The sequence below is a fragment of the Actinophytocola sp. genome (genome assembly GCF_049647105.1).
Taxonomy (GTDB): Bacteria; Actinomycetota; Actinomycetes; order Mycobacteriales; family Pseudonocardiaceae; genus Actinophytocola.
This window is the reverse complement of the sequence record NZ_JBARWZ010000100.1, coordinates 22,496-41,217: the sequence shown is the minus strand read 5'-3', so window position 1 is coordinate 41,217 and position 18,722 is coordinate 22,496. Positions and strand designations below refer to the sequence as shown.

Here is an 18,722-nt window from a genome sequence, read left to right as displayed (position 1 = left end):
GGGGCCGGGCCACGACGGACAGCTAGCCATTCTGCCAGACGGCCCCGCTCAGGCGGGCATCGCCCCGAGCGCGACCAGCAACGTGGCGACGGCGGGCAGGAAGTTGTTGACCTGGTGGGCGATGATGCTGGCGCCGAGACGGCCGGTGAACAGGCGCGCCAGTCCGATCGGGATGCCGATGACCAGCAGCAGCGACGTGCGCAGCGGTTCGAGGTGGCTGACCGCGAAGATGATGGTGGTGAGGAAGAACACAGCCCAGCGGCCCCACTTGAGCCGTTCGAGCGCGCCCCACAGCAGGCCGCGGTAGATGATCTCCTCGCACACCGGGCCGATCAGCCACACGAACAGGAACATGGCGATCGCGGGTGCGATGGGCATCAGCTGGTTGTCCACCAGCGCGCCGACCGCGGACTGGGCGTTCTGCTCGCCGACGAGGTTCGTCCACACGAACGCGGCGAAAGTCGTGCAGATCAGGCCGATGAGACCCCACTTGACCCCGGCCTTGACGTCCTCGGCGCGCATGGACCAGCGCAGGTCGATCCGGGGGCCGTTGCCGCGCACCAAGGTGACGAGCAGCGTCACGCCTGCCGCGAGCAGCGTGGGCACCATCGTGCCGATGACGATGACGGTCGGTGTGCCACCCGAGCCCGGCGCGATGATCCCGACCAGCGCGCCGATGACGACCGCGGAGAGCACGAACACCGCGAAGACGAACAGGAACGCGCCGAACCCCCATTTGTGGCTCCGCGTTTCCGGGCGGTCGGCGACGTCGGGCGTCGTCGTCGCTTCCCGCTCGGTCGTCACCTACCTGAGGGTAGTGCGTTCCGTGTGGGCAAACCGGCTGGAGCGGGTGTCAAATGACGGACTATTGGATGACACGGCCGCGCAGCACGATGCGGCTCGGGGCACGCAGAGCCGCCAGATCCGTCCTCGGATCCGTGTCGTAGACGATCACGTCGGCCGCCGCACCCTCCTCGATGCCGCGGAACCCGAGCCACTCGCGGGCGGTCCACGACGCCGCACCCACCGCGTCCGCACGGGACATCCCCAGCTCGTGCAGTGCGACGACCTCGTCGACGATGCGGCCGTGGGCGATGCCACCGCCCGCGTCGGTGCCCGCGTAGACCGGGATGCCGGCCTCAAGTGCGGCGCCGACCGTCTGGCGGACGCGGCCGTACAGCTCCAGCATGTGGCTCGCGTACACCGGGTACTTCGCCGCCCCCGCGGCCAGGTCGGGGAACGTCTCGATGTTGATGAGGGTCGGGACGAGGGCGGTGCCGTTGGCGGCCATCAGGTCGATCGTGTCGGCGGTGAGGCCGGTGCCGTGCTCGATGCAGTCGATGCCGGCGCGGATCAGCCCTGGCAACGCGTCCTCGCCGAAGACGTGCGCGGTGACACGCGCGCCGGCGTCGTGCGCGGTCTTGATCGCCTCGGCCAGCACGTCGTCCGGCCACAGCGGGGCCAGGTCGCCAGCGTCGCGGTCGATCCAGTCGCCGACCAGCTTGACCCAGCCGTCGCCGTCCGCCGCCTGCTCGGCGACCGCCGCCGGCAATTGCCCCGGGTCGTCCAGCTCCTCGCTGACGTAGCGGATGTACCGCTTCGGCCGCGAGATGTGCCTGCCAGCGCGGATGATCCTCGGCAGTTCGAGCTTCTCCTGCAGCGGACGGGTGTCCAGCGGGGCACCGCAGTCGCGCACCAGGAGCGTGCCCGCGTCGCGGTCCATCAGCGCGTGCCGCTCCGCCTCGTCGAGGTCCGCCGCGGCGAGGCCGATGTGGCAGTGCGCGTCGACGAGACCCGGCACGAGGTAGCCGCCGTCAACGATGGTGTCGGCGTACGGAACCGGCGTCAGGCGGATGCGGCCGTTGACGATCCACAGGTCGCGGGTCTCCCCCTCGGGAAGCACCACGCCCCGCAGGTGCAGAGCAGGCATGTGTTAGTTCTTCTCGGGCGGGTTCTTGGGGAACTTGAGCTTCGTCGGGTCGAAGCCCGGTGGCAGCTGGTCCAGGCCGAGCCCCGGCGGCAGCCCGCCAGGACCCTGCGGCATGGGCGGCAAACCCGCGGGGAAACCACCTGGCAACCCGCCGCGCATCCTGGGTGGTGTCGGGCCCCGCCCCTTGCCCTTCTTGCCCTTCTTGCCCTTGCGCGACTTGCTGCCGCCGCGGTTGCCGCCGGGGAAGCCGAACCTCCCGGCCATCTGCTGCATCATCTTGCGGGCCTCGTAGAAGCGGTTCACGAGGTCGTTGACCTCGCGGATCGCGACGCCGGAGCCGCGGGCGATGCGGGCGCGACGGGACGCGTTGATGATCTTCGGGTCGTTGCGCTCCGCCGGGGTCATGCCGCGGATGATCGCCTGCAGCCGGTCGAGGTGCGAGTCGTCGACCTGCGCCAGCTGGTCCTTCATCTGGCCAGCGCCGGGGAGCATGCCCAGCAGGTTCGCGATCGGCCCCATCTTGCGGACCGCGAGCATCTGCTCCAGGAAGTCCTCCAGGGTCAGCTCACCGGTGCCGAGCTTGGCGGCGGCGGCCTCGGCCTGCTCCTTGTCGAAGACCTGCTCGGCCTGCTCGATGAGGGTGAGGACGTCACCCATGCCGAGGATGCGCGACGCCATCCGGTCGGGGTGGAAGGCGTCGAAGTCCTCGAGCTTCTCGCCGTTGGAGGCGAAGAGGATCGGCTGGCCGGTGACCTCGCGGACCGACAGCGCGGCACCACCTCGGGCGTCGCCGTCGAGCTTGGTGAGGACGACACCGGTGAAGCCGACGCCGTCGCGGAAGGCCTCCGCGGTGGTGACGGCGTCCTGACCGATCATCGCGTCGACCACGAACAGCACCTCGTCGGGCTGCACGGCCTCGCGGATGTCGGCGGCCTGCCGCATCATCTCCTCGTCGACACCCAGCCGGCCCGCGGTGTCGACGATGACGATGTCGTGCTGGGCGCGCTTGGCCTCGTCGATGGAGCGGCGGGCCACGTCGACCGGGTCGCCGACGCCGTTGCCCGGCTCCGGCGCGTAGGTCGGGACACCGGCGCGTTCACCGACGACCTGCAGCTGGTTCACCGCGTTCGGGCGCTGGAGGTCACACGCCACGAGCAGCGGGGTGTGGCCCTGCGTGGTGAGCCACCTGGCGAGCTTGCCCGCGAGCGTGGTCTTACCGGAACCCTGCAGGCCGGCGAGCATGATCACCGACGGTGGGTTCTTCGCCAACGCCAGCCTGCGGGTCTCGCCGCCGAGGATCTTGACGAGCTCCTCGTTGACGATCTTGATGACCTGCTGGGCCGGGTTCAGCGCACCGGAGACCTCCGCGCCCTTGGCGCGCTCCTTGACGCTGGCGATGAACGTCCGGACCACCGGAAGCGCGACGTCCGCCTCCAGCAACGCGATCCTGATCTCGCGCGCGGTGGCGTCGATGTCGGCCTCGGAAAGCCGGCCGCGGCCGCGAAGGTTCTGCAGGACCGACGTGAGCCGGTCGGAGAGAGTGTCGAACACCCTGTCGAGAGTAGCCGGTTGGGTGTCGCCGGGATGGGCCCGACCCCTCGACGGGCCCCACCCCGGCCTACCCGGTCGCGCTCCCTCCCCGGGGCGTGGGAACAGCCTCTCGTCTCCCGCCTGCGAGGGGCAGCGCGATGTCCCCCGGTTCGGGTTGGGGGTTATTACTCAGAACCCCCGGGGTGGTTTCCCGGCCCGGCTTCGAGGACGCCCGGATATCGGTTGTCGAGCGGGATGATTTTCCCGCCCTCGGAGAAGGCCACACCCGCGTAGAGGCCGGGGGCGAACCGTTTCATGGCGGCGTCGATCCTCGGGATGTGGTTCTTCGAGATGGAGACCCTGACCCGGTAGACGCCCCGGTCGCCGTCGGTGTTCCAGTGGGGCGCCATCTCCGGGTGCCGGGCGGCGTGGCTCTCGTCGACCGGGTAAAGGTGCAGGGAGACGGCCGCTTCCCGCGTCTTGCCGCTGTCGGACGAGACGGCTCCGTGCACGAGCACCGACTCAAGCTCGGACCACGGCATGGCCCACGGCACCCCACGTGGGTCCGCCCACCGCAGGCCGGGCTTCTCGAACACCAGGTGCCGTGGCCGGAAGAACACCTTCGCGCCGAGGATCGTGATGACCGGGATGGCCAGCAACGGCAGACCGACGATCAGCATGATGATCACCCCGACGTGGAACTCACCGGTGGCGAGAGCCAGGACCGCCCCCACGACCAACGGGCCGCCGAAGATCGCGCCGATCAGCGAGCCGACGATGAAGTGCCGTGCGTCGGAGCGGCCGACGTCGATGACCACGTTCTCGTCCGCGTACGGCCCGACGCCGACCTGCTGCTGGTAGGCGCCGGTCGGTCCCGCGTACGGCCCGACGACGGGTTGCCCCTGGTACGCGCCGGTCGGTCCCGCGTACGGTCCGACGCCGGGTTGGGCGACGGGGCCCGCTGGCGGCGGGAGCGGCGGGCGGACCGGCGAGAACGGCGGCGGCACCGGTGGCTGCCCCGGGAACGGCTGCCCCGCCGAGGGTGGCGCGGCCACCGGGCGGTGCGGCCAGGGTGGCCTGCCCTGCTGGGGAGGGGGCCACTGCTGAGGTGGCCCTGCCTGGTTCTGGTGTCTCGGTGGATACGGCGGTGGTGGTCCCCCAGGATGCGTACTCACGCGCCGCATCGTATCCGGCACGCGATGTGATCATGGACGGTTCCGGTCAGCAGGCGTTCAGGACGGCCCGTTCGATCTCCCTGCGCCAGTCCTCGCTCGTGGTGTCGCCGTTCGCGGGTGAGGTCGACGCGAGGCTGAACGACGCGATCGCCGTGCCACCCACCTGCATGGCCCGTGCCCACAGGACGTCGGCGCCGCAGCGTTCCAGTGCTTCCGCCAGCCCGTGCAGCAGGCCAAGACGGTCGGCCGCGCGCAGTTCGAGGACCACGTCCTTGGACTCGGCGCCGCCGTCGGCCTCGTCGTCGAACCAGACGACGCGGGCCTGCGGTGGGTCGTCCTGCTCGGCGGCGTAGTCGCGTTCCTTGGCCGCCAGTTTCTCCGCCAGCGGCAGGGAACCGGAGACGGCGCGAGTGAACTGTTCGCGGAGCAGGCCCGCGTCCGGCAGGGAACCGAAGCGCGGGGACACCGAGAACACGTCCACCGCCGCGCCGGCGTGGGAACGCAGCTCGGCCGCGTGGACCTTCAGCGAGTGCAGCGCCAGCACGCCTGCCGCCCTGGACAGCAGGCCGGGGCGGTCCGGCGCCACGAGCGTGATCGTCGCGTAGGAGCGGTCCGACGCGATGATGACGTCCGGTGTGCCGGACGCGGCGACCGTCTCGGCCAGCGCCCGCTGCTCGGAGGTCAGCGGGGCTGGCTGTTCGTGCCGCTCCCCCGCCATGAGCCGCCTGCACCGCGCCACCAGGTCGGCGACCAGCGACGCCTTCCAGTCCGACCACACCCCCGGCCCGGTCGCGAGCGAGTCGACCTCGGCCAGTCCGTGGAGCAGCTCCAGCAGCACCGGGTCGCCGCCGAGGGCGTCGACGACGCGCTGCACGGTCGCCTCGTCCTCGATGTTGCGACGGGTCGCCGTGTGCGGGAGCAGCAGGTGGTGGCGGACCATCGCGGACAGCGTTGCCACGTCCTGCGCTGGCAGGCCGAGGCGTTCTCCCACCTGTGTGGCGAGCGCGGCGCCCACGATCGAGTGGTCCTGGCCGCGGCCCTTGCCGATGTCGTGCAGCACGCTGCCGATCAGCAGCAGGTCCGGGCGGGACACCCTCGTCACGAGCTTCGCGGCGTTGGCGGTGGCCTGCACGAGGTGCCGGTCCACGGTCCACACGTGCGCGGCGTCGCGGGGCGGCAGGTCGCGGACCGCGCCCCACTCTGGGAACAACCGCGCCCACAGCCCGGTCCGGTCCAATGCCTCGATGACGTCGATGAGCCCGTCGCCCGCACCGAGCAGCGCAACCAGCTCCTGCCGCACGTCCTCGGGCCACGGCGCGCGTGGTTCCGGCGCGGACTCCCCCAGCCGGGACAGCGCCCCCGGCGCGATCGAACGGCCGGTGCGCGCGGCCGCCGCGGCCACACGCAGCAGGAGCGCGGGGTCCTTGCCGGGGTCGACGTCCCTGGCGAGCGTGACCTCGTCGCCGTGGAGCACGACCCCCTCGGACAGGGGCCTTCGCTGCGGCTGGCGGCGCAGCACGCCGAGCACCTTGCGCGTCTGGCGCGCTGGCTGGATCGCGCGGAACGCCACGTCCAGGGCGTACGCGACCGTGCGCCCGGCCCCGGACAGGGCCCTGGCCAGTGCGAACCGGTCGCCGATGCCCAGCACGGCGGCGATCTCGTCGCCGTCCTGCGGCATGAGCACGTCGCGGGGTCGGCCCGCGATGCGGCGCAGTTCGGTACGGGTGTCCAGGAGCAGCTTGCGTGCCTGCGACACCTCGCCGGAGGGCCGGTCGACCAGCTGCGCGAGGGCGAGCGCGTCGAGCATCGCCAGGTCACGCAGGCCGCCGCGGCCGTGTTTCAGATCGGGTTCCACCCAGTGCGCGACCTCGCCGCTGCGCTGCCACCTGGCCCGCGCGGAGTCGACGATGTCGTCCACCCGCCGCCGCACCCCGGTGCGCCACGCGTCCCGCGCGGCCTCGGCGAGCCCGCGTGTCAGGTCCGCGTCACCGGCGAGGTGCCTGGTGTCGAGCAGACCCATCGCGGTGCGCAGGTCGTCCTCGGCCACGTCGAGCGCCTCGGACACGGTCCGCACCGAATGGTCGAGACCGACGCCCGAGTTCCACAGCGGGTACCAGAGCTGCTCGGCGACCTTCTCGATGCGGCCGCCGCGTTTGCTCGCCTTCGCGTCGTCGTGGACGAGCACCAGGTCCAGGTCCGAGTACGGCACCAGCTCGCGCCGCCCGAGCCCGCCGACGGCGACCAGCGCGATGCCGGTCACCTCGGAGCCGATGCCTGCCTGCGCGGCGTGCACGGTGAGCCAGAACTCGTGCAGGTCGGTCAGGGCCTCCCGCAGGACGTCCGGGCCGAGCCTGCCCGCCTGGTGCGGTGTGGCTGACGGCTCGCTCCGCACGCTCCGCGACGCACCCCGGCCCAGCAGCCGGTCGCGGGCCAGCACCAGGTCGGCGGCAGTGGGGGCGGCCGGGACCTCGCGGCCGGCCGCCCCCTCCCCCTGAGGCGTCATCAGAGCGCGTCTGTGCCGCGCTCTCCGGTGCGCACCCTGACCACGGTGTCCACCGGCGTGACCCAGACCTTGCCGTCGCCGATCTTGCCGGTCCGTGCGGCTTCGACCACGGCCTCCACCACCTTGTCGCCCAGCGTGTCGTCGACGAGGACCTCGACCCGCACCTTCGGCACGAAGTCGACCGAGTACTCGGCACCCCGGTAGACCTCGGTGTGGCCCTTCTGCCGGCCGTAGCCCTGCACCTCGCTGACGGTCATGCCCAGCACACCGACCTGTTCCAGTGCGGCCTTGACGTCATCGAGCGTGAACGGCTTGATGATCGCCGTCACCAGCTTCATGGTTCAGCCTTCCTTGCTCGCGCTTGCCGGGACCTTGTTACCGGACAAGGCGTCCGCGGCCCTGGAGATCGAGGACGACCCGCTGCGCACACCGGAGAACTCGTACGCGCTCTCGGCGTGCTCCGCCTCGTCGATGCCGGTGACCTCCTCCTCGTCGGTGACCCGCAGACCCATCGTGACCTTGATCAGGTAACCGATGATCAGGGTGACGATGAACGAGTACGCGAGCACGGCGAACGCGCCGACCGCCTGCTTGCCCAGCTGCGAGAGCCCGCCGCCGTAGAACAGGCCGTTGACACCCGTGTCGTTGACGTAGGTGGTCTGGAAGAGGCCGATCGCCAGTGTGCCCCACAGGCCGCCGACCAGGTGGACCCCGACGACGTCGAGCGAGTCGTCGTAGCCGAGCCGGTACTTGAGGCCGACCGCGAGTGCGCACAGGCCACCGGCGAGGACACCGATGAGCAGTGCGCCCCAGGTGTCGACGAACGCACAGGCCGGGGTGATCGCGACGAGACCGGCGACGACACCGGACGCGGCGCCGAGGCTCGTGGCGTGCCCGTCACGGAGGCGCTCGATGATCAGCCAGCCGATGATCGCCGCCGCGGTGGCGGTGAAGGTGTTGATGAACGCGACACCCGCGAGACCGTTGGCCGCCAGCGCGGAACCGGCGTTGAACCCGAACCAGCCGAACCACAGCAGCGCGGCGCCGAGCATCACGAACGGCAGGTTGTGCGGCTTCATCGGCTCCTTTGGCCAGCCGCGCCGCTTGCCGACCACGATGGCGAGCGCGAGCGCCGCCGCACCGGCGTTGATGTGGACCGCGGTGCCACCGGCGAAGTCGAACGCCACCAGGTTGTTGGCGATCCAGCCGCCGACGTGCCCGGAGTCGTTGCTGAAGTCGAACACCCAGTGCGCGACCGGGAAGTACACGATCGTGGCCCAGATGCCCGCGAACACCAGCCACGCGCTGAACCGCACGCGGTCGGCGATCGCACCCGCGATGAGCGCGACGGTGATGACCGCGAACATTCCCTGGAAGGCGACGAAGGCCGTGGTGGTGAGCGCGTCCTCGTTGCCGATCAGCCCGGAGAGGCCGAGGTACTGGGTGACGTCACCGAAGAGCCCACCGGCGACGTCGTCGCCAAAGGTGAGCGAGTAACCGTAGATGACCCACAGCACGCCGACGACGGCGATTGCTCCGAAGCACATCATCAGCATGTTCAGCACGCTCTTCGCGCGCACCATGCCACCGTAGAAGAACGCCAACCCCGGTGTCATCAAGAGCACCAGGGCGGCACTGGTGAGCAACCAGGCCGTGTTCCCTTCCACGCTTTCCTCCTCTGCCTTCGCGGCCATCCGACTTGCGAGGAGCATTTAAAAACCAGGTTTCGCAGGATCGCGTGCTGTGTTTCACACCGGTGAACTGTCCGAGTGTTCGTGTTACGAGCAGGTTTCCGAACCGGTCGCAACTACCCTCGCGGTATCACCGCTCTGCAGCCCGTGCCCGCCGAGGCGGTCACCGACCCCGAATGGCTCACCGGCGCGCTGTCCGCGACGGCGAGCCGGTTCCGGCTGACCGACGAGACCACGACCGGCGTGCTCTGGTGGTACTCGGCCTGCTCGGTGCTGCTCGGGCCGGTGGCCGAGTCGTACGTGCGCGGCGGCGCCGTGGCCGATCCGGCGCTGGCCTCGATGACGCTGTTCGTGCACCACGACGGGCGGGTGCTCGACGCCCGTTCCTCGTCCACCGTGGCACGGTCGGCGGCCGAGGAGCGCGTCGCCGGTGTTGTCGCGGCGTGTGTGTCCGCCGTGGCTGCCATGTCCGGCGCCGCGCCCCGCTCGCTGTGGGCGATCGCGACCGACTCGCTGGCCAACCGGGTGCTGTGGGCGGGTGGTTCCGCCGGTCATGCGGTCGCGCTGGCGGCCGACGGACGGTTCCCTGTGCCGCGTTACGTGACGGTCGGCGGGCAGCACGCCGTTCGGCGGGCGTCGTGTTGCCTCGTGTACGAGGCGCCGGGGCAGCAGAAATGCGTCAGCTGCCCCCGTCAGAGACCCGACGATCGGTTGCGACGGTTGCGGGCCGCACTCGGCGGCTGACCCCCGGCGGCGGCTCAGCCGACGTAGACCGGCAGCGCGGCTTCGCGGACGCGGAAGGAGAAGCGGCTGCCGAGTGGGCCGACCTCGCCGTCCAGCGCGATCCTGCGGTTGCCGTCCAGCAGCACCACGTCCACCTCCGGCACCTCAGCGTGCCGGTACACGTGAGACGTGCTCAGCGTGCCGGTGAGCGAGGCGAGCAGGAACCGCGCGCGGGAGTACGGCAGGTCGGCACGCAGGTACCGCACGTCGAGCAGCCCCGACGCGAGCGAAGGGCGGCGGGCCGCGCCGAAGCCCTTCGGCTCGTAGGGACCGTTGCCGACGAACAGCATCCACACCAGTCGCCGGTGCCCGTTCAGCGTGATCTTCATCGGCTTGGCGGTGCGCAGGGTGCGGGTGGTCGCGAGCAGCACGGCCGCCCACTTGGACCAGCGCGTCTGCAGCTTCTCCCTCAGCCGCACGGTTTCCGGGTAGCCACCGAGGCTCGCGGTGTTCACGTAAACCACCCGTTCGGTGTCGCCGCTGCGGCTGGCCACCTCGACCTCGGCCGCGTCGCAGACCACGACCGAGCCCGCGCGGGTCGCCGCCTGCGCCTCGTCGAGGTTCTCGATGCCGACGTCGCGGGCGAAGTGGTCGAGGGTGCCCGCCGGGACCAGCACCAGCGGCAGTCCGTGCTCGACGGCCACCCCGGCCACGCACGCGACCGTGCCGTCGCCACCCACCGCGCCGATCGCGCGGACCTCGCCGTTGTCGGTGCCGTTCTCGACCTTCTTCGTCAGCTCGGCGATCACGTCGACGTCGGGAAGGATCTCGATGACGTCCGCGCGCGGCCACGCCTTGCGGACCTCCTCACCGGCCTCGCCGCTCGAGCCAGCGCCCGGGTTCACCACGAGCACGAGCCCTTCCCCGTCGCCAAGCTCGGCCGCGGTGTCGCGGCGCTGCGGACCGTCGGGCAGGCTGTTCTGGTGCGGCCACCAGTGACGGGTCGCGTACGCGGCACCCACGCCGATGGCCGCGCCCGCGACGACGTCCGTCGGCCAGTGCACACCGGTGTGGACACGGCTGTAGCCGACGGCCGCGGCCAGCGGCAGCACGGCGCCCGCCGCGCCGCGGTGCTCCATGGCGACGGCCGACGCGAACGCGAAGGCCGACGCCGCGTGCCCGGACGGGAAGGACGACGACGTCGGTCGTTTCGTCATGCGGCGGTAGATCGGCAGCAGTTCGGCGGCCGGGCGGCGGCGCGGGAACAGGCGCTTGCCGACGCCGCTCGCGGCCAGGCTCGCGAAGCCGATGGCGGCGACGCCACGCAGCCCGGCACGGCGGGTGGCGCCCTTCTTGCCGATCAGCAGGGCGGCGATCGCGAACCACAGCGTGCGGTGGTTCGCGGCACGGCCGAGCAGCTGGAAGCCCCGGTCGGCCGGAGTCGGGGGAAGGTGTCCGCTGCGCCGGACGAGTTCGGCGTCGAACCGACTCACCCGGCGGTAGCGGCGCCTGAACATGTTCCGCACCGGCGAGGTATACCGCAGGCGGCCCGACCGAAACCTCAGTCGGTGACGAACCACCGCCCGTCGAGGCCGCCCGGACCACCTGCCGCCAGGCTGGGCTCCTGGCCTTGTACAGAACGGCAGATCGAACATGCCGACCTGACTTGGGCACGGATCGCGGCGTAGCCTGGACTGCGTACCTCTCGCCGAGGTAGTGCCCCCCGGTCGACGGGCGGGGCCGCGAGAGGTCCACCTCGGCGACGATGGGCAGGTCCCGCGATGGACATCGAAGACGCACAAATCGGCCTCCGAGTCCGCGAACTCCGGGAATGGCGCGGCATGACGGTGACCGCTGTAGCCGGACTGGCAGGGATGTCAAAGCAGTACTTGAGCATGATCGAATTAGGGGACCGCGCTGTCACCAAACGGTCTGTCCTTGAGGCGCTCGCAACCGCGTTGAGGGTCTCTCCAACCGACCTCGACGGTCGTCAACACTCGCCGGTCTCACCAACCAGCACGGCGGCCCACGCGGCGCTGGACGGTCTGGAAGCCGCACTGACCGAGTGGTGGCCCGGCGAAGTCCCGGACGACCGCCCAGCTCGCCCGTGGGGGCAAGTAGCTGCCGAGCTGGACACCCTCACCCGGGATTTGCGACCGCGCGCGGACTTCGACCAGCAGGGCGCCATCCTGCCCGGCCTGCTCCACGACTTGCTGACCTACGCGGCAGACGACGACCACCGCGCCGACGCCCTGGTCGGCCTGATCGCCGTCTACCACGCGTCCGGCAACATGGCGTCGTGGCTTGGTGCGCGGCATCTCGGTCTCGTCGCTGCTGAGCGCATCCAGGCCGCGGCCGAGACCCTGGGCGACGCCGAATGGCTCGGCGTGGCCACATGGGCGCGGGCACAGTTCATGTCGAGCATGTCTCGACCTCGCCAGTACAAGCTGGCCCTGGCAGCCGCTGATGCGCCCGGCGCCCGGCTGGAAAGCCGCGGGATGGGACACCTGACGGCCGCGCTCGCCACCGCCGCGCAGGGTGACCAGGAGACGGCCGAGACACATCTCGCCGAGGCGGACAGGATGGCCGACCACCTGGACGCCCCGCAAAGCACCTGGGGCCACTACACCCTGAACTTCGGTAAGCCGAACACCGGCGTGTGGCGGATATCCATCGGTGTTGAGCTGGGCTACGGCGGCCGGGTCGCCGAGATCGCCAAGACGTTCGACTGGCGCGACCTACCCGTGTCCCGGCGGGGCGCCTACTGGATGGATCTTGGGCGCGCACTTGTCCAGGAGAAGCGGACCCGCGACGAAGGATTGCGCGCACTGCTCAAGGCGGAGGAGCTGACACCCCACCAGGTCCGATCCAACGTCTTCGTACGTGAAGCTGTGGCTGGCCTGCTTGCATGGGCGCGGCGGGACGCTGGCGGCCGCGATCTGCGTGGTCTCGCCTATCGGATGGGCGTTGCCCCAAGCGGGTGAACCTGATCCGGCGTCAACAGGCAGTGGACACCTGACCCGCACTTCGACTTAGCGTCACGTCCCATCAACGGGAGGTGACCACATTGTCGGGTCGAACGGACAGTCCGTATAGGACGCGCTTGGGCGCGCTCCGGCGTCTGTCATCGGTCGGGGTGGAGAGTTCGGCACGGTCCGCGTCGGGCTGGTGGCGGCGATGACCCTGGCCGACCCGAGCCCCGCTGTGAAGGCCCTGATCCAGCAGATGCGCGATCGCAGCTGGACGATCCACCGGTGGGCGCCGGGTGTCGATCAGGCGCCCGACATCGTGAGCGCCGTGTGGATGTGGGATGACAGTGCCGCGGACGTGGTGGTGATCCGCAGTCACCTGATGGGCAGCGCGTACCGGGCGATGCCGTGCTCGGACTGCTGGGGGCCAGCGGCTGTCACGCTCTGGGACATAGGCGGGGCCGCCCCATCACCAGGTCTGGAATCGGGAAGAGTGACGCCTGCCATGTGCTGCGGTCGACACGCGACGCGTGATCATCGGCGAGCGGGGCGTGACGTGGCCAGCAGAACGCGCATTTTCTGTGCGCGTCCTGTGCGTCAGTGGGCCATCGGGATCTCGGTGAAGGGCCGCGCCGACACCTGCTCGGCGGCCACCTGCTCCGGCAGGCCGGCCTCGATCAGCGCGGCGATCGCCTGGTGCTCAGGAAGGCTGTTGAGCCACCGGCACACCAGGTCCGTCTGACCCGCTTCCGTCAGCGCGCCGTGCAGGCGAAGGCGGGCCATGCCACCGTCCGGATAGACGTCCATGCGGACGTGGGTGACGGCGGGACCGGCGAGGCGGAAGCGGTGCCGGGTGTCCGGTTGCAGGCGGGTCCTGCCCAGCAGCTCCACCCATTCCGTACCCACGCGGCCCGCGAGCGAGGCCCATCCCGGCGCGTTTCCCTTGAAGTGACTGGTGTCCAGCTCGGCCATGCGCACGGCGCCCTCGGCCGCGAGCACGACGGACACCCAGTCGTTGTCCTCGTCCCGGCGCCGCGCGGTCTCCCAGCCCTCCCCCATCACCTGCGCGAAACCGGGCGAGATCAGGTTCGCGGGCGAGGAGTAGAACATGTTGCTGCAGCCGTCGATCGACGCGCCGTGCTCCAGTGCCGCGAGGTCAAGCGACGCCAGGTCGAGGAACCTCGGATCGGCCACCGGTGTGCCGTGCACGCGCAGCCGCGCGACGCCGCCGTCCGGGTCGATGGTCAGCCGCACATGTGTGAACCGCCGGGGGTCCTCGACCTCGAACGGGTTCTTCGTGTTGCCAAGCAAGGGAGAACGCGGCACGAGCGGTTGCCAGTCCGCCGCGTCCAGCTCGGCCGGTGACGGGTAGCCGTCGACGGAGGCGGCATCGACCCAGCAGAACGGCGGGTAGTTGCCGGTGAAGAACGCGGTGTCCACGACGATCCCGTGGACCACGCCGGGCAAACCCAGCCGGACCACGGCATGGTCCACGCCCGGCTCGCGGCGCCGCCGGGTCTCCCAGCCGTCGTAGAGCTGTCCCTTGTGGCCGAACGTGGCCGCCTGGAACACCGGCTCCTGCGGGCGGATCAGGTTCTCCCGCTCGGCGAACAGCTCGTCGTTCGCCGACAGCACGCTGCCGCCCAGCCGTCGCGAGGCGAGATCGGGCAGTCCGATGAAGTCCATCAACGCTCCAGCAGCCTTCCGTCGGGGGTCTGGGGGTCGGCCCCCAGGAGTTGTCCCAGTGGGGTCTCGCCGGTGATCTCGCGGCCACGCAGCCAGGTGCGACGCACGACCCCGGTCAGTGTTCGTCCGTGGTAGGCCGAGACCGCGTTGCGGTGGAACAGTTCCGCCGCGTCCACAGTGAACTCCTCGGCCGGGGCGAACACGCACAGGTCCGCGTCCCGCCCGACCTCGATCGCGCCCTTGCCGGTCAGCCCGGCCAGTTCCGATGGCGCCGACGACATCCACCGCACCACCTCGGTCAGCGCCACACCGCGGCGCCGCGCCGCCGTCCACATCGCGGGCAGTCCCAGCTGCAGCCCGGCGATGCCGCCCCACGCCTGGCCGAAGTCGCCGGTGTCGAAGCGCTTCAGGTCGGCGGTGCACGGCGAGTGGTCGCTCACCACGCAGTCGATCACCCGGTCGGCGAGGCCCTGCCACAGCGCGTCCTGGTTGGCCGCGTCACGGATCGGCGGGCAGCACTTGAACTGCGTGGCGCCGTCCGCGATCTCCTCCGCGGTCAGGGTGAGGTAGTGCGGGCAGGTCTCGACGGTGATCGGCACCCCGTCGCGGCGCGCGGCGGCGATCATCGGCAGCGCGCCCGCCGACGACAGGTGCAGTACGTGCACGCGGGCGCCGGTGCGCCGCGCGAGGTCGATCAGCGTCGCGATCGCGCGGTGCTCGGCCTCCTTCGGGCGGGAAGCGAGGAAGTCGCCGTAGGCGCGGCCGTGTGGTGCCGGCGCGTGCTCGATCAGGTCCGGGTCCTCGGCGTGGACGATCAGCAGCGCGTCGATGCCGGCAAGCACCTCCATCGCCGCGCGCAGCTCACCCGTGGACAGGTGCCCGAACTCGTCGACGCCCGAGTGGAGCAGGAAACACTTGAAGCCGAACACACCCGCCTCGTGCAACGCGGGCAGCTCCGCCAGGTTGCCCGGCACGGCACCGCCCCAGAACCCGACGTCGACATGGGTCTGGCCGAACGCGGTGGCGCGCTTGACATCCAGCGCGGCCACGTCGGTCGTGGGCGGCACGCTGTTGAGCGGCATGTCGACGATCGTGGTGACCCCGCCCGCCGCGGCGGCGCGGGTGGCGGTCGCGAAGCCCTCCCACTCGGTGCGGCCGGGGTCGTTGACGTGCACGTGGGTGTCGACCAGGCCTGGCAGCAGCACCTCGTCCTCGGTGAGGTCGACGAACACGGGCCCGTCCAGCTCCGGTTCGACCGCGACGATCACGCCGCCCGCGATGCCCACCGCGCCGGGGCGCACACCGGCGGGAGTGATCATCCGGGCGGCGCGGATGACGAGTTCCGGTTGTGTCACAAGGACTCCCTGCGGACCAGTCTGCCCAGCTCCGACTCGGACAACCCGCACAGCTCCTCGACGTCGGCCGGGGACAGCGCGCCGCAGTCCATCCCCCGCCGCATCGACATCGCAAGCGCTTGCGCGGTGGCGGGCTCGTCCAGCACGCCCGCGTCGGCCTTCTCCACGTAGGCACGCAAACGTTTGGCGTCCGCGGCGGCGTTGCCGAGGTAGAAGGTGTAGTTGGCGGCGTAGCGCGTGACGAGCTGCGCGGGGTGCAGGTCCCAGCCCTGGTAGAAGCCGTGCGTCAGCGACCGCAGCGTGAACCCGAAGTGCGTGCGCCATGCCGCGTGCACGGACTCGCGGCCGCCGACCGGCAGCACGTTGGTCGAGCCGTCCGACAGCCGCACCCCGGTGCCCGCGGCGCTTACCTGCATGACGTGCCTGGCGAAGTCGCACGCCGCGTGCCCGAGGTGCTGCTCGGACGCGGACAGCCCGCACGCGGCCGTGTAGTCGTAGGTGCCGAAGTGCAGACCCGACACCCGGCCCCTGCCCTCGGTGATGAACCTCGGGATCGCGAACCCGCCCGTGTCGTCCACTATGGACTGCGTGGTCTCGATCTGGATCTCGAACCGCAACCGGCCCGCAGGCAGCCCGAGCCGGTCCTCCAGCACCTCGAGCAGCTCCACCAGCGCGGCCACCTGCTCGACCGCGGTGACCTTCGGGAAGGTCAGCACGAGGCCGTCCGGCATCTCGGCCAGCCGGGTCAGGAACAGGTCGAGGGTGCGGGCACCCCGCTCGAACAGCTCGAACGACTTGAACCGGATGCCGACCCACGGGACGCCGAGTGTGGCGGCCAGGCCGGCACAGCGGACCGCGTCGTCGTCCTCGTCGGTGCCGGGCCGCAGCCCGTAGCCGTCCTCGAAGTCGATGCGCAGGTCCTCGACGGGCTCACTGGTGAGCTTCGCGACCACCTTCTCGTGCACCGGTCCGGCCAGCTCCGGCGGCAGGCCGAGCACCTCGGCGAACGCGTGCGGGCCGGGCGCGTGCTCCTCCAGCGCCTCGATGGCGGCCGCACCCCACTGGGCAGGCAGGTCGCCGGTGACCCGGTCCGCCGGGACGTAGCACGTGTGCACGGGCTGCCTGCCGCCCGCGTCCCCGGGGTACCGCGCCGCCCGCGCGGCGTCCACATCGGACAGCCGGGCGGCGATCCCGGTGAGCAGCGACCCGTCCAGGGACGTGCGCACCTCAGATCCGCTCGTAGGCGGGCAGCGTCAGGAAGTCCGGGAAGTCGTCGGCCAGCGCGACCTGCTCGAACAGCTCACACGCGGGCTCGAGGTGGTCGATGCCGCTCAGTGACTCACGCACGTCGGCCAGCAGTCCACGCACCAGGTCGGCGGTGACGGTGTCGCCGGTGTCGAGCTTGACCTCGTTGCGCACCCACTGCCACACCTGCGACCGGGAGATCTCGGCGGTGGCCGCGTCCTCCATGAGGTTGTGGATCGCGGCGGCGCCGTTGCCACCCAGCCACGACGCGAGGTAGCGGACGCCGACGTCCACCGCAGCGCGCAGACCCGCCGCGGTGGCCTGGCCCGGCGTGGACCTGACGTCCAGCAGCTGGTCGGCGGTCACCTCGACCTCCGCGCGGAGCTTGCCCAGCTGGTTCGGGTCGTCGCCGAGGACCGAGGTGAACTCCTCGTCGCAGATCGACACGAGGTCCGGGTGCGCCACCCAGGACCCGTCGAAGCCGTCGCCTGCCTCGCGGCGCTTGTCGTCGTGGACCTTCGCCAGGGCCTTCTCGGTGACCTCCGGGTCCCGGCGGTTGGGGATGAACGCGGCCATGCCGCCCATCGCGAACGCGCCCCGCTGGTGGCAGGTGCGGACCAGCAGTTCGGTGTAGGCACGCATGAACGGCGCGGTCATGGTGACGTCGTTGCGGTCGGGCAGCGTGAAGTCCGGGCCCGCGTCGCGGAAGTACTTGATGATGCTGAACAGGTAGTCCCAGCGGCCCGCGTTGAGGCCGGACATGTGGTCACGCAGCTCGTAGAGGATCTCCTCCATCTCGAACGCGGCCGGGATGGTCTCGATCAGGACGGTCGCGCGGACGGTGCCGTGCGGGATGCCCAGCGCTTCCTGCGCGTGGGTGAAGACGTCGTTCCAGAGGCGGGCCTCCAGGTGGGACTCCATCTTCGGGAGGTAGAAGTACGGGCCGCTGCCGCGGTCCAGCAGCTCCTGCGCGTTGTGGAAGAAGTAGAGCCCGAAGTCGACGAGCGCGCCGACCGCGCGGCGGCCGTCGAAGGTGAGGTGGCGCTCGTCGAGGTGCCAGCCGCGGGGCCGCATCACGATGACCGCGTGCCTGTCGCCGTTGAGGGCGTAGCTCTTGCCCTCCGGCGAGGTGAACGCGATGGTCTTGCGGACCGCGTCGGCGAGGTTGACCTGACCGCCGACCACGTTGTGCCAGTGCGGGGTGTTGGCGTCCTCCAGGTCGGCGAGCCACACCTTGGCGCCCGAGTTGAGCGCGTTGATCGCCATCTTGCGCTCGGTCGGGCCGGTGATCTCGACCCGTCGGTCCCGCAGGTCCGCCGGGGCTTCCGCCACCCGCCAGTCGGACTCACGGACGTCGCGGGTCGACTCAAGGAAATCGAGACGCCCGGTGCGGGAGGCCTCCTCGCGCCTGGCCGCGCGGGCCGCCACCAACTCGTCGCGACGGTCCGCGAACCGCTCGTGCAGACCGGCGAGGAACTCGAGTGCCCCTGGGGTGAGAATCTCCGCGCTTCGCTCGACGGCGCCGCCGAGAACCTGGATGTCGACCATGGCTACACCCTAGGTTCACCACCGGCCATGGCGCACGGCCTGTCGTATGGTCTGGCCATGGGTCACGCCATCTGCGCGCTCGTCGTGGCGGAGCCGGTCGACGCGGAGCGGGCACTGGCCGTGGACCTGCGCCCACTACTCCGGCACGAGCACGTCACCGTGCTGCCGGTCGACCACTACTACACCGCGTACCAGGCGGCCCGGCGTGACATGAGCGCACCTCTCGACCTCCCGGCCGATGTGCCGGTGGTCTTCCCGGCCGAGGCGGTGCCGCTCGACTCGTCCGCGAGGTGACCGGCACGCCGGTGTCTGGTCCGATCCCGAAGCATCGCAGTAGCTCGGGTGCGCTGGACTCGACGATGTTGGT

15 protein-coding genes are annotated in these 18,722 nt (G+C 70.9%); 3 read left to right on the top strand and 12 right to left on the bottom strand.

The features are described from left to right. Positions 1-48: 48 nt before the first annotated feature. The 7 genes from WBA97_RS12495 to WBA97_RS12465 form a co-directional block, all read right to left on the bottom strand. Positions 49-804: a lysostaphin resistance A-like protein gene (locus WBA97_RS12495; RefSeq protein WP_424230926.1), complete on the bottom strand. Its 756-nt coding sequence runs from the start codon at positions 802-804 to the stop codon at positions 49-51. A 61-nt stretch (positions 805-865) separates the two neighbouring features. After that, on the bottom strand, positions 866-1,930 hold the full coding sequence (locus WBA97_RS12490) for an amidohydrolase family protein (protein WP_424230925.1): 1,065 nt from the start codon (positions 1,928-1,930) through the stop codon (positions 866-868). Between the two features lie 3 nt (positions 1,931-1,933). Beyond that, positions 1,934-3,481 carry a signal recognition particle protein gene (gene ffh, locus WBA97_RS12485; RefSeq protein WP_424230924.1) on the bottom strand — a complete coding sequence of 516 codons (1,548 nt, stop codon included), beginning with the start codon at positions 3,479-3,481 and terminating at the stop codon, positions 1,934-1,936. 164 nt (positions 3,482-3,645) lie between these two features. Continuing rightward, positions 3,646-4,635 (bottom strand): hypothetical protein, encoded by a 990-nt coding sequence (locus WBA97_RS12480; RefSeq protein WP_424230923.1) that lies wholly within the window; start codon positions 4,633-4,635, stop codon positions 3,646-3,648. Positions 4,636-4,681: 46 nt separating this feature from the next. Further along, positions 4,682-7,138 (bottom strand): [protein-PII] uridylyltransferase, encoded by a 2,457-nt coding sequence (locus tag WBA97_RS12475; protein WP_424230922.1) that lies wholly within the window; start codon positions 7,136-7,138, stop codon positions 4,682-4,684. Next, entirely contained in the window at positions 7,138-7,476 is a 339-nt protein-coding gene (locus tag WBA97_RS12470; RefSeq protein ID WP_378058400.1) for a P-II family nitrogen regulator, read from the bottom strand. Before WBA97_RS12470 ends, WBA97_RS12475 begins: the two co-directional genes overlap by 1 nt. Positions 7,477-7,479: 3 nt before the next feature. Next, positions 7,480-8,805: an ammonium transporter gene (locus tag WBA97_RS12465; RefSeq protein ID WP_424230921.1), complete on the bottom strand. Its 1,326-nt coding sequence runs from the start codon at positions 8,803-8,805 to the stop codon at positions 7,480-7,482. A gap of 171 nt (positions 8,806-8,976) precedes the next feature. On the opposite strand from WBA97_RS12465, the gene WBA97_RS12460 reads away from it, so the two are divergent. Then, positions 8,977-9,573 (top strand): (2Fe-2S)-binding protein, encoded by a 597-nt coding sequence (locus tag WBA97_RS12460; RefSeq protein WP_424230920.1) that lies wholly within the window; start codon positions 8,977-8,979, stop codon positions 9,571-9,573. A 14-nt stretch (positions 9,574-9,587) separates the two neighbouring features. Here the strand turns inward: WBA97_RS12460 and WBA97_RS12455 are convergent, their stop codons facing one another. Further along, positions 9,588-11,069 (bottom strand): bifunctional phosphatase PAP2/diacylglycerol kinase family protein, encoded by a 1,482-nt coding sequence (locus WBA97_RS12455; protein ID WP_424230975.1) that lies wholly within the window; start codon positions 11,067-11,069, stop codon positions 9,588-9,590. A gap of 264 nt (positions 11,070-11,333) precedes the next feature. Here WBA97_RS12455 and WBA97_RS12450 point away from each other — a divergent pair, with 264 nt between their 5' ends. Then, positions 11,334-12,536: a helix-turn-helix domain-containing protein gene (locus tag WBA97_RS12450; protein ID WP_424230919.1), complete on the top strand. Its 1,203-nt coding sequence runs from the start codon at positions 11,334-11,336 to the stop codon at positions 12,534-12,536. Between the two features lie 582 nt (positions 12,537-13,118). Here WBA97_RS12450 and alc read toward each other — a convergent pair. Genes alc through aceB form a run of 4 tightly spaced genes read right to left on the bottom strand, consistent with a single transcriptional unit; the run spans position 13,119 to position 18,355 of the window. Continuing rightward, a complete protein-coding gene (gene alc / locus WBA97_RS12445; protein WP_424230918.1) occupies positions 13,119-14,207 on the bottom strand; it encodes an allantoicase in 1,089 nt (362 codons plus the stop codon). Next, positions 14,207-15,562 carry an allantoinase AllB gene (gene allB / locus WBA97_RS12440; RefSeq protein WP_424230917.1) on the bottom strand — a complete coding sequence of 452 codons (1,356 nt, stop codon included), beginning with the start codon at positions 15,560-15,562 and terminating at the stop codon, positions 14,207-14,209. Before allB ends, alc begins: the two co-directional genes overlap by 1 nt. Then, a complete protein-coding gene (locus WBA97_RS12435; RefSeq protein WP_424230916.1) occupies positions 15,559-16,788 on the bottom strand; it encodes a DUF6986 family protein in 1,230 nt (409 codons plus the stop codon). Before WBA97_RS12435 ends, allB begins: the two co-directional genes overlap by 4 nt. A 1-nt stretch (position 16,789) precedes the next feature. Next, positions 16,790-18,355, bottom strand: a complete 1,566-nt coding sequence (gene aceB / locus WBA97_RS12430; protein WP_424230915.1) for a malate synthase A — start codon at positions 18,353-18,355, stop codon at positions 16,790-16,792. Positions 18,356-18,412: 57 nt separating this feature from the next. On the opposite strand from aceB, the gene WBA97_RS12425 reads away from it, so the two are divergent. Beyond that, positions 18,413-18,649 (top strand): hypothetical protein, encoded by a 237-nt coding sequence (locus tag WBA97_RS12425; protein WP_424230914.1) that lies wholly within the window; start codon positions 18,413-18,415, stop codon positions 18,647-18,649. Positions 18,650-18,722 lie beyond the last annotated feature (73 nt).

Coding starts and splice junctions, on each gene's coding strand:
- WBA97_RS12490 (WP_424230925.1), bottom strand. CDS start 1,930: ATGCCTGCTCTGCACCTGCGGGGCGTGGTGCTTCCCGAGGGGGAGACC.
- WBA97_RS12475 (WP_424230922.1), bottom strand. CDS start 7,138: ATGACGCCTCAGGGGGAGGGGGCGGCCGGCCGCGAGGTCCCGGCCGCC.
- WBA97_RS12470 (WP_378058400.1), bottom strand. CDS start 7,476: ATGAAGCTGGTGACGGCGATCATCAAGCCGTTCACGCTCGATGACGTC.
- WBA97_RS12455 (WP_424230975.1), bottom strand. CDS start 11,069: ATGTTCAGGCGCCGCTACCGCCGGGTGAGTCGGTTCGACGCCGAACTC.
- WBA97_RS12450 (WP_424230919.1), top strand. CDS start 11,334: ATGGACATCGAAGACGCACAAATCGGCCTCCGAGTCCGCGAACTCCGG.
- alc (WP_424230918.1), bottom strand. CDS start 14,207: ATGGACTTCATCGGACTGCCCGATCTCGCCTCGCGACGGCTGGGCGGC.
- aceB (WP_424230915.1), bottom strand. CDS start 18,355: ATGGTCGACATCCAGGTTCTCGGCGGCGCCGTCGAGCGAAGCGCGGAG.
- WBA97_RS12425 (WP_424230914.1), top strand. CDS start 18,413: ATGGGTCACGCCATCTGCGCGCTCGTCGTGGCGGAGCCGGTCGACGCG.